The organism is Phocaeicola intestinalis, from assembly GCF_014837065.1.
In the GTDB taxonomy this organism is placed as follows: domain Bacteria; phylum Bacteroidota; class Bacteroidia; order Bacteroidales; family Bacteroidaceae; genus Phocaeicola; species Phocaeicola intestinalis.
Map to the genome: position 1 here is coordinate 1 of NZ_JACSPP010000139.1, position 865 is coordinate 865.

Annotated in this window: 1 protein-coding gene; it reads left to right on the top strand. The window is 38.3% G+C overall.

Going from position 1 to position 865, the window contains the following annotated elements:
- Window positions 1-343: 343 nt before the first annotated feature.
- Window positions 344-808, top strand: coding sequence for a ligand-binding sensor domain-containing protein (locus H9625_RS17390; protein ID WP_225226501.1), 465 nt, complete (start codon window positions 344-346; stop codon window positions 806-808).
- The last annotated feature ends 57 nt before the right edge of the window (window positions 809-865 follow it).

Here is an 865-nt window from a genome sequence, read left to right on the forward strand (position 1 = left end):
AGAGAAGTTAAGCTTCGTCACGCCGATGGTACTGCGTAACAGTGGGAGAGTAGGTAGCCGCCGTTTTGGGATTCTCCCCCGGTCTGATGGTCGGGGGAGGATCCTTTTCTTTTTTTGAGATTATGCATTTCTTTTTCTTGTCATAATTGCTTCTTCTGTATAATTTCTTTATTTTTGTTCCTTTCTAACCTAATATGTCAAAGACATAGAATTTAATTGGTGACATGAAGACATTTATTTTAGGAAAAAGGCAGGTGTTTATTGGGATGCTGTATTCATATTGTATGTTTATTTTCATAGGGATACACGCTAATCCATCTTATACAATATACATACTGAGTCTTTGACTACCTCCAATGGCTTATCCAATAATACGGTTCGTCATATATATCAAGATAGTAAAGGATTTATCTGGTTCAGCACATTGAATGGGTTGAATCGGTATGACGGGAATACTTTTCGGACATTCTTGCCGGACAGTATTGGCGAATTACCTTCATTGGCTGACGGAAGAGTAAAAAGTGTGTGTGAAGACAATCATGGCTTTTTATGGATTTCTACCTCCATAGACCGTTTCAGTTGTTATGATTTGAAAAGGGATTGTTTTGTTGATTATACAGGTTGTGAGGCATTCAAGGAGCAATATGCTTATATTACTTTGTTGTCTGATGCAGTATGGTTATGGGGGCGTGGCAAGGGATGTAGGCGCGTATGCTACAAGAATGACAGGTTCTATTCTGACGTGTTTTGTCTGGAAAATGGGACATTGGATACGAATGCAGTTTCATTTATAGTCAAAAGTAAGTGAAATGCGAATAATTCGTTTAAAAGTTGTATCTTTACGGCATGGAAATGCAGTTGTCGA